Raw genomic sequence first — 9116 nt, forward strand, 5'->3', positions numbered from 1 at the left:
TTATGAAAGAAATTCGAAATATTAATATACTTGCAATTGAGAGTTCCTGCGATGAAACTGCGGCCGCGGTTGTGAACAATGGCCGTGAAGTGCTGTCGAATGTGATTTCATCCCAGATTGAGCTTCATAAGCTGTATGGCGGCGTGGTGCCCGAGATTGCATCCAGAAAGCATATTGAAAAGATCAATCAGGTAATAGAACAGGCTCTTAAGGACGCCAATATGACGCTGGATGATATCGATGCGGTTGGAGTGACATACGGCCCGGGACTTGTGGGCGCGCTTCTGGTGGGAGTGGCGGAGGCTAAGGCAATTGCCTATGCAAAGAAGCTTCCCCTGATCGGCGTACATCACATAGAAGGACATATTTCTGCAAATTATATTGAACATCCCAGCCTGGAACCGCCGTTTTTATGCCTGGTTGTGTCGGGCGGGCATACGCATCTTGTCTGCGTAAAAGAATACGGTAAATATGATATTTTAGGACGCACGCGGGACGATGCGGCAGGAGAAGCCTATGATAAAGTGGCGAGGGCCATCGGTCTCGGCTATCCGGGAGGGCCGAAGATTGACCGGCTGGCAAAAGAAGGGAATCCGGATGCAGTTAAATTTCCAAGGGCTCATATAGAGGGCGCGCCTTATGATTTCAGCTTCAGCGGACTGAAATCAGCGGTTCTGAATTATATCAATGGCTGCCAGATGAAAGGACAGACCTACAATCCGGCAGATATTGCCGCCTCTTTCCAGAAAGCTGTCGTGGATGTGCTGGTGGAAAACTCCATGAACGCGGTGGAGGAATTCAGCATGAACAAGTTTGCCATTGCCGGCGGTGTGGCATCCAACAGCGCCCTTAGGGAAGGAATGAAGGAAGCCTGTGAAAAGAGAGGAATCGAATTTTTCTATCCTTCACCGATTTACTGTACGGATAACGCAGCCATGATTGGGGCCGCCGCCTATTATGAATATTTGGCGGGAACCAGGCATGGCTGGGATTTGAATGCGGTGCCGAATCTGAAGCTGGGGGAACGTTAGGAGAGAGGATTCCTGTGCACACCCGAAAGGGGTACGCGGTAACGAGAGAGGTGTATATGGGGAAAATACATTGTACCGCCATTGTACTGGCGGCAGGGCAGGGAAAGAGAATGGGAACAAAAGTACACAAGCAGTATCTGCTGCTTGCGGATCGTCCGGTACTCTATTATTCTCTGAAAGCTTTCGAAGATTCACCGCTTATTGACGAGGTTTTTCTGATAACGGGAGCAGGGGAAGAAGAATACTGCAGGGAGAAGATCGTCAAACCGTACCATTTTACAAAAGTAAGCAGGATCATGCACGGAGGCGCGGAACGCTATCATTCTGTCTGGAACGGCCTTCAGGAACTGGAGGAACATGGTTATGTCTTTATTCACGACGGAGCCCGTCCCTTTGTGGACAGCGGAATCATCGAGAGGGCTTACGAGGAAGTCCGGGAACACAAGGCCTGCGTAGTCGGCATGCCCGTAAAAGATACCATCAAGATGGCGGATGAACACGGTAATGTGGAAACGACGCCGGACAGAAGCAGGCTGTGGATGGTGCAGACTCCCCAGGTTTTTGAAAATCATTTAGTAAGAGGTGCATATTCTATGCTGATGAGGGAAAGCTATATCAATGTGACGGATGATGCTATGGTTGTGGAGCAGATGCTGCGGTACCCCATCAGGCTGGTTTATGGTTCCTATGAGAACATAAAGATCACAACTCCCGAAGACCTGGAGATGGCAGAGGTGTTTCTGAAAAGACGCAGTGAAAAATTATAAAAAAGATATTGACATATATTTCATAAATATGCTACAATATCCAATGTCGCGAAAGCTGACAATACAATTGAACTTATTCTGCCAGGTGCAGGTAAGAGACTGGAGAGGTATCGAAGTGGTCATAACGAGGCGGTCTTGAAAACCGTTTGTCCGCAAGGGCGCGTGGGTTCGAATCCCACCCTCTCCGTTTTAGCAAAAGGTAGTGGAATCCGGTAAGGTTATCGGTTCTGCTATTTTTTTATAAAAACTGTCGGTTAAGATAAATACGAAAAAAGACGCTGCATCAATGAACGGTTCGAGCCAGAACGGTTATTGATGCAGCGTCTTTTTTATGTAAGACGGCATTGCATGTCTGATATTTAAGAAAATGATTCCTTGTCCATTTCTTGATAAGTAGATTCAAAATACTTGAAGAGCAGATTCAGAGGCTCCGATGCCGGCACGTTTTTTGGACGTACAAGGCAGATCTTTGATTTGATAGGTTTCTTAAAATGAGCCACCCTGATGTTTGGAAACACTGCGGCGGCTACTAAATTGCCCGGTATAACGGCAACACCAAAATTCGCATTTACCATGGACAGGATCTGTTCATGATGCTTATAAAGATAAGAAAATCTAGGATACAGGTTTCTTTCGTGAAATAACTGCTTAATGGTTGTGTGGAGTGAGGAGGACTCATCAAAGGAAATGAGGGGATGGTCGGCGATCTCCTCCAGTGTTACATACTCTTTATCCAAGTGCTCCATCTTATCAGGATATATAAGAACCAGTTCTTCTTCTAAATAGGTTACATATTCATATTTGGACAAGTCAAAAGAATCTGTGCGGAGAATTGCCGCATCAATCTGCCCAAACTGCATCATATTCTGCAATTCCTCCTGTTCCCGTTCCAGCAGATTTATATAGATATTGGAGGAGCCGATGAGCTTCTGGAAAAAAACAATATCATTGTTCAGGCTATATTCGTTGATGATGGGGAGTACCCCTAAAATTAAAGCCGTCTTGGACAAATTGCCATTTATCTGATTTAAGTCAGACATCATGGAGGAATAATCTTTGGAAAATTTAGTTGCATATTCCAAAAAGCGTTCACCCGCGGGAGTCAAAGAGTTTTCTTTGGCCTCTCTAATAAATAGGGTGTGTCCAAGTTCCAATTCCAGAGCTTTAATTTGTTTGGACAAAGAAGATTGGGATATGTATAGTTCGTCGCTTGCCTGCGTAAAGGTTTTATGCTTTACAACTGCGAGAAAATACATGATCTGTGAAAGGGTCATATGCCACACCTCCGTGATTCATGCGGGATTTTATTTTATATTCTATTCGAATTTCGACAGGATATTCCTGGATTATAGGCTGGGTAATCCAGAGCACATCTCATTTGTTAAATATTATACTAAATGCGTTGATAAACCTGCAATTCCATTATGGAATAATACTCGGGAGAAATGTGAATTGCGTTTTACGGCTGAAAAAACCTATAATGAACTCGTAAACAAAAGCGCTTTGTTGAACTAAATTAACAAAATGTAACAAGAGGTTTCTAAATTAATCAGCGAATAGGTAAGGAGGAAAAGGCGTGGCAAAAGTATACAAAGACTTAAGGGAATTTCTGGCGACCCTGGAGGAAGAAGGTCAACTGGTACGAGTGAAAGAAGAAGTGATGCCTGAGCCGGATATTGCATCTGCAGGACGTGCGGCAGCAAATATCAAAAACGGGCCGGCTGTATTATTCGAAAACATCAACGGTTATCAAGGGAAGGTAGTAACAAACGTTCACGGTTCATGGCCAAATCATGCGTTAATGATGGGCATGCCAAAAGACACACCGGTTAAGGAACAGTTTTTTGAACTGAACCGCAGATGGGATAAATTCCCGGTACCGCCCAATATTGTTGAAAGAGATGCGGCTCCATGCAAGGAAAATGTAGTGGATAAAGACATCAATCTTTTTGAAGTCCTCCCGCTTTACAGAATCAATGATCAGGACAGCGGTTTCTTTATCTCCAAGGCATCGGTGGTAACTGCTGATCCGGAAGATCCGGGCAACTTCGATAAAATGAATGTAGGTACATATCGTATTCAGGTGAAAGATAAAGACAGAATTGGTATTCAGGCCCTGGCTATGCACGATATCGCTGTGCAGCTGGAAAAAGCTGAACGTAAAAATGAGAAAGTGCCGATCGCAATTGCTCTTGGTAATAACCCGCTGGTAACCTTCATGGCTTCCACACCGGTTGGATATACGCAAAATGAATATGAGTTTGTAGGTGCGCTTCAGGATGGAGTTCCGATTGACATTGTAAAAGCTGATTTGAGTGATCACCTCTATGTTCCGGCAGGAAGTGAGGTTATTTTGGAAGGCTACATCGAGCCCCGCGTACGTGAAGTGGAAGGACCATTCGGTGAGTTCCCCGGCTCATACTCAGGAGCACGTAATCAGTGTGTTGTAAAGATTGAGCATATTACACACAGAACAGATCCGATTTTTGAGAATCTATATCTTGGTATCCCATGGACAGAGATTGATTATCTGATGGCACTGAATACTTCTGTACCTCTGTACAAACAGATTAAAGAAGGGTTCCCGGAACTAGTAGCATTGAATGCAATGTATATGCATGGGCATATCGCAATTATTTCTACCAAATGCCGTTATGGCGGATATGGAAAAGGCATTGCATTCCGTCTGTTATCCACACCGCACGGTATGCCTTATACTAAGATCGTAATTGTTGTAGATGAATATGTGGATCCATTTAACCTGGAGCAGGTTATGTGGGCAATGGCATCGAGAGTAAAACCGGACAAAGATGTTGCAATTATTCCGAACTGCCCTGGTATGCCTCTTGATCCTTCCTCTTATCCGGCAGGTATGCATACAAAGATGATTATTGATGCGACAACACCAGTAGCGCCAGAGCCGAATCCGCGTGCAGTAGAACTCCTTGAGCCCCCGGCAAAAACAGGTGAGTGGGAAGAAAAACTTCGCGAATTATTCAAATAAGACAAAAGGCATGTAAATCATCTGCAGGAGCGGATGTCTGCAATATTGAAGGAGGTAGAAGATATGACTTGTCCACGTTGTGGTAGTGACAAAATAAGAGTAATGGTAAAATCTCCGGTTGGAGATGCATGGGAAGTATACGTGTGTGAAACTTGTGTGTATTCATGGAGATCAACAGAAAATCCTGATATTCATGAAAAATTCAAATTAAATCCGGAAGAGATCCCGGAATTACAGGTTATTCCGCCGGTACCACCGCTTGATTAATGAAGTGTTCTGAGATCAAATGACGAGAGGGCCTGTTCCATTACCAGAACAGGCCTTCTGGTAAATATGGCTGAAAATGATATCAAACTACAAGAATAGTTAAATAAAAATAAATGAGTAAAAGGGGGTCTACTAATGAACAAGAAAGTCATAGGCTTTCTGGCGGGTATTGCAGTGGCGGTTGTTATTATGCTTTTACCATTATCCGGAATGGAACCAGAAGGTCAGAGATGTCTGGCATTAAGTTTAATGACCGTAGTATGGTGGGCGACAAATGTGGCGCAGTCGGGCTTTGTAGGTGGTTTTTATCTGATTATGCTGATTGTGTGCAAGGTTGCGACACCCGACCTTGTGTTTAAATCATGGTATGGTTCCTCTACCATGTGGCTTGTTATGGGAGCATATATGATTGCGGGGGCGGTAAAAGACTCCGGTCTTGGCGAACGTATTGCATATGCATTTATCAAGAAATTTGTGCGGTCTTACAACGGAATCATTATTTCGATTTTTGTGCTGACGTTTATCATGAGTGTACTGATACCACATCCATGGCCGAGAGCATTCCTGATTATGTCAGTTATGGCAGTCGTGATTCAAAGTGCTAAGATCCCGAAAGTAGATGCAGTTAAAATTGGTTTCACTGTATTCGCGGCATCGGTGCCGGTATCTTTGATTTTCCTGACCGGCGACAGTGTCATCAATCCGCTGGCTGCCTCCTATGCAGGCGACAGTATAAGCATCGGCTGGATAGGGTGGTTCCAGTATATGGGAATCCCGGCAATCGTTGCATCTGTAATTACACTGGTTCTGATTCTGTTTCTTTTCAAACCTTCTCAGCCGGTAACCATCAATCTTCAGGAAATCGAAGAAAAACAAAAAGCACAGGGGCCGATGAGCAGTTTGGAGAAGAGAACTGCAATATGGCTTATTATTGCGATTATATTATGGATGACAGACTCGATTCATGGGATTGATATCGGATGGGTCACAATGGGCGTAGCGATGTGCATGAGCCTTCCGCTTATCGGAGGAGTCCTTACTGTAAAATCCTGGGGGCAGGTACCGGTGCATGTATTGGTATTTCTGACATCTGCTATGGCGATTGGTACTGTAGGTGGGGCTACCGGTATGAATATGTGGATTGCAAATACAATTCTGCCTGAAAATCTGCCGGGAAATCTTTTCATATTAGCATTGCTGATTGCACTGATTTCAATGATCGTGCATATGTTCATGGGTTCTGTAATCGCTGTAATGGGAGTTGTTATTCCTTCTGTTCTGATCCTGACTGAATCTATGGGGATTCCACCGATTGTAACAGCACTTATCGTATATATGGCAATCGCATCACACTATATACTTCCATTCCATCATCTGAATATGCTGGTGGGACAGGGTGAAGAAAACGGAATGTATACACAAAAGGAAACAATCCGGCTTGGCGTTCCGCTGACAGTTGTGGTATTTATTCTGGTATTAGTGGAAGTACTCTGGTGGAATATAGTAGGTCTGGTATAATACAGGACCTGGCGTTGAAAAACAGTGTGTTAACAGTAAAAGAGCCGGAACTTAAGGGACAAATTTTATAAATATGATATAGGCCGGAGCTTGTCGAAAAGTTTCCGACCTATTTCTATAAAAGAAGCTTATTAAATGGGAGGAAGTAGAGGTATGAGAATTATTGTTGGTGTAACAGGCGCTACAGGTGTAGAGATGAGTTATTATTTGATGCAGGCTCTGAAAAGTATAGAGGGGTGTAAAATACATTTGGTATTGAGCAGCGGTGCAAAGGCAACATGGGAACTAGAAAGTGAAATCCCCATGGAGAAGCTGCTTGCCCTTGCTGATGTAGTTCACGATGAAAGAAATATGGCAGCCTCCATATCCAGCGGTTCTTTTGTGACGGAAGGCATGATTGTCATGCCCTGCAGTATGAAGTCTCTTGCGGGGATTGCAGCCGGTTATGCGGATACACTGATTATCCGTGCAGCAGATGTCTGTTTGAAAGAGGGACGCAAAGTTGTATTGGTTCCTAGGGAAATGCCTCTGAACCGCATTCACCTGAGGAACATGAAAGAAGCGGCAGATGCAGGATGCACAATTATTCCACCGGTGCTGACTTTTTATAATGGGCCAAAGACGATTGGCGATCAGATCAACCATATCGTAGGTAAGATTTTGGCACAGTTTGGGATTTCTTATGATAAGTTTGTTCCATGGAAAGGGAAGGAGGAAATACAGGATGAATGACAGCGTACTAAGACAGGAGTTGTTTAACGGGTACTATGTACAATGTGAGGTGGTCGAAATGGGAAAAGATTACATGCTGGCAGTTTACGGCGGGGATACACCGCACATAGGCAGTGTGGTTATGTCGATAGCAAGGCCGAGTCTGACCGGTGAGGGCATTGGCGTTACCTCCAGTGTGATCAACGGAACCGGGCACAAAGATGAAGACATAGGCAGATGGTTTGCAGAGAGCCTGGCGAAAAAAAAGAACTGCATTGTGATCTGCGGATGCGGAATTCATGTAGACGGCATCACTCCGGATCAGATCGGCATGGTAAAGACAAACTGTGGTGTACTCCTTGAAAAGTTATTAGTAAAGACCAGTTGTGAGAAATAGGTGGCTGGCACTAGCCATAGTAATGTGATAATATATAAATAAAAATATTTTACTATGATAATGCCGTCATATAGGAACGGTGGAATGGAGAGACTTATGGAAGGAAAACAGCGAATGGAGCCACAGGAAGGAATGGAGAGGGTTAAGGAGGATAACTTACAGGAACAGGTCGTCTTGGTGGATATGAATGACCAAAAAATTGGATGTATGGAAAAAATGAGGGCCCATGAAGAGGGGCGCCTTCACCGGGCGTTTTCCGTATTTCTGTATAAGGATGACGCAATACTGCTACAGCAGCGGGCAAAAGAAAAATATCACTGCGGCGGATTATGGACCAATACCTGCTGTTCACACCCGAGAATGGGGGAGAGCGTATATCAGGCAGCCTGCAGGCGTCTTCAGGAAGAACTGGGAATAAAGACCACGGATCTGGAAGAAATCCAGTCCTTTGTCTATCGCTATACATTTGAAAACGGATTGACTGAGTTTGAATTTGACCATGTGCTGGCAGGAGAGTACAGGGGCGCCTGGACAGAAAACCCAGAGGAAGTGGAAGCGGTAAGATGGGTGAAAATGAAAGATCTTATGTCCGATATCCAAGAAAACCCGGAGCATTATACGCCCTGGTTTATGATAGCGCTGAAAGAGGTCATGGAATACGTGAATAAGAAATTACAGGCAGGCAAAGACAGCATATAAGTGGAGAAGATTATGCCCCCGTTTCCTTCAGATTCTGTATATAATTGAGCGTCAGGCTGTTAGAAGGATCTTACGAAAAGGGTCCTGATAAAAAAAAGGGGGCTTACTTTTCGTTTGCGTATTTAATCAAATGGCTGGTTTAAATTCCGGCTGAAAAAGAATGCCGAAGAGGGCCGGACTGCATATGGCATAAAATGTCTGAAAATTACCGCGTAAAATGTAAAAAGAAGAAAATTAAAAAAAGATTAAAAAGGACTAGACAAGAAGGCTGGTTTCGTGTATATTTAATAGCGGACGTTTTGGAGAAGTACCCAAGCTGGCCGAAGGGGCTCCCCTGGAAAGGGAGTAGGTCGTTAATAGCGGCGCGAGGGTTCAAATCCCTCCTTCTCCGTTTGTTCTGTTTACATGGCGAAACACAGTTTCGACAGTTACAGAACGGCATATCTGAGTGTGTTAAGAAAAAATGAAAATTTTGTAAAAAAGTTTTAAAAAATGTCTTGACAAACTGGTACAGGAAATGCTAATATGTTTAAGCTGACTCGAGAGAGGACAGGCAAACAGAAAAAAAGAAAAATAAAAAAGTTCTTGACAAAGCAAAATGGACATGGTAAAATATGGAAGTTCGCTTATTGAGAACGACAAAGAACCTTGATAATTAAACAATAGACAACAAACCCTTGAAAATTTCTTATAGAGAAAATTTTTAAGAACAGCATCATAAT

At 43.8% G+C, this 9116-nt stretch carries 9 protein-coding genes and 2 tRNA genes; 10 read left to right on the forward strand and 1 reads right to left on the reverse strand.

Translation table 11 applies throughout. The features are described 5' to 3' along the window. Nucleotides 1-2 precede the first annotated feature (2 nt). The 3 genes from tsaD (at nucleotide 3) to GKG43_RS20130 (ending at nucleotide 1985) form a co-directional block, all read left to right on the forward strand. Nucleotides 3-1031, forward strand: coding sequence for a tRNA (adenosine(37)-N6)-threonylcarbamoyltransferase complex transferase subunit TsaD (gene tsaD / locus GKG43_RS20120; protein ID WP_050640382.1), 1029 nt, complete (start codon nucleotides 3-5; stop codon nucleotides 1029-1031). A 56-nt stretch (nucleotides 1032-1087) separates the two neighbouring features. Next, nucleotides 1088-1798: a 2-C-methyl-D-erythritol 4-phosphate cytidylyltransferase gene (gene ispD / locus GKG43_RS20125; protein WP_050640381.1), complete on the forward strand. Its 711-nt coding sequence runs from the start codon at nucleotides 1088-1090 to the stop codon at nucleotides 1796-1798. 101 nt (nucleotides 1799-1899) lie between these two features. After that, nucleotides 1900-1985 (forward strand) — tRNA-Ser (locus tag GKG43_RS20130). A 172-nt stretch (nucleotides 1986-2157) separates the two neighbouring features. Here the strand turns inward: GKG43_RS20130 and GKG43_RS20135 are convergent. After that, nucleotides 2158-3072, reverse strand: a complete 915-nt coding sequence (locus tag GKG43_RS20135; protein ID WP_050640380.1) for a LysR family transcriptional regulator — start codon at nucleotides 3070-3072, stop codon at nucleotides 2158-2160. Nucleotides 3073-3374: 302 nt separating this feature from the next. Between GKG43_RS20135 and GKG43_RS20140 the strand changes: the two genes are divergently transcribed. The 7 genes from GKG43_RS20140 (at nucleotide 3375) to GKG43_RS20170 (ending at nucleotide 8785) form a co-directional block, all read left to right on the forward strand. Further along, nucleotides 3375-4802, forward strand: a complete 1428-nt coding sequence (locus tag GKG43_RS20140) for a non-oxidative hydroxyarylic acid decarboxylases subunit C (protein WP_050640379.1) — start codon at nucleotides 3375-3377, stop codon at nucleotides 4800-4802. Nucleotides 4803-4835: 33 nt separating this feature from the next. Beyond that, on the forward strand, nucleotides 4836-5069 hold the full coding sequence (locus GKG43_RS20145) for a non-oxidative hydroxyarylic acid decarboxylases subunit D (protein ID WP_275891926.1): 234 nt from the start codon (nucleotides 4836-4838) through the stop codon (nucleotides 5067-5069). Between the two features lie 135 nt (nucleotides 5070-5204). Beyond that, entirely contained in the window at nucleotides 5205-6587 is a 1383-nt protein-coding gene (locus GKG43_RS20150; RefSeq protein ID WP_050640378.1) for an SLC13 family permease, read from the forward strand. Nucleotides 6588-6740: 153 nt separating this feature from the next. Next, nucleotides 6741-7319, forward strand: a complete 579-nt coding sequence (locus GKG43_RS20155; RefSeq protein WP_050640377.1) for a UbiX family flavin prenyltransferase — start codon at nucleotides 6741-6743, stop codon at nucleotides 7317-7319. Next, complete coding sequence (locus GKG43_RS20160) at nucleotides 7312-7695, forward strand: hypothetical protein (RefSeq protein ID WP_050640376.1); 384 nt, start codon at nucleotides 7312-7314, stop codon at nucleotides 7693-7695. Before GKG43_RS20155 ends, GKG43_RS20160 begins: the two co-directional genes overlap by 8 nt. 96 nt (nucleotides 7696-7791) lie before the next feature. Beyond that, nucleotides 7792-8394 (forward strand): isopentenyl-diphosphate Delta-isomerase, encoded by a 603-nt coding sequence (gene idi / locus GKG43_RS20165; RefSeq protein ID WP_082202931.1) that lies wholly within the window; start codon nucleotides 7792-7794, stop codon nucleotides 8392-8394. 301 nt (nucleotides 8395-8695) lie between these two features. Continuing rightward, nucleotides 8696-8785, forward strand: a tRNA-Ser gene (locus tag GKG43_RS20170). The last annotated feature ends 331 nt before the right edge of the window (nucleotides 8786-9116 follow it).

Source organism: Eubacterium sp. BIOML-A2 (assembly GCF_009680135.1).
In the GTDB taxonomy this organism is placed as follows: Bacteria; Bacillota; Clostridia; order Lachnospirales; family Lachnospiraceae; genus Faecalicatena; species Faecalicatena contortus_B.

What these genes read in the sequence shown, in the direction of transcription:
- GKG43_RS20145 (WP_275891926.1), top strand. Translation starts at nt 4,836, where the DNA reads ATGTCTGCAATATTGAAGGAGGTAGAAGATATGACTTGTCCACGTTGT.
- GKG43_RS20135 (WP_050640380.1), bottom strand. Translation starts at nt 3,072, where the DNA reads ATGACCCTTTCACAGATCATGTATTTTCTCGCAGTTGTAAAGCATAAA.
- GKG43_RS20160 (WP_050640376.1), top strand. Translation starts at nt 7,312, where the DNA reads ATGAATGACAGCGTACTAAGACAGGAGTTGTTTAACGGGTACTATGTA.
- GKG43_RS20155 (WP_050640377.1), top strand. Translation starts at nt 6,741, where the DNA reads ATGAGAATTATTGTTGGTGTAACAGGCGCTACAGGTGTAGAGATGAGT.
- ispD (WP_050640381.1), top strand. Translation starts at nt 1,088, where the DNA reads ATGGGGAAAATACATTGTACCGCCATTGTACTGGCGGCAGGGCAGGGA.
- tsaD (WP_050640382.1), top strand. Translation starts at nt 3, where the DNA reads ATGAAAGAAATTCGAAATATTAATATACTTGCAATTGAGAGTTCCTGC.
- idi (WP_082202931.1), top strand. Translation starts at nt 7,792, where the DNA reads ATGGAAGGAAAACAGCGAATGGAGCCACAGGAAGGAATGGAGAGGGTT.
- GKG43_RS20150 (WP_050640378.1), top strand. Translation starts at nt 5,205, where the DNA reads ATGAACAAGAAAGTCATAGGCTTTCTGGCGGGTATTGCAGTGGCGGTT.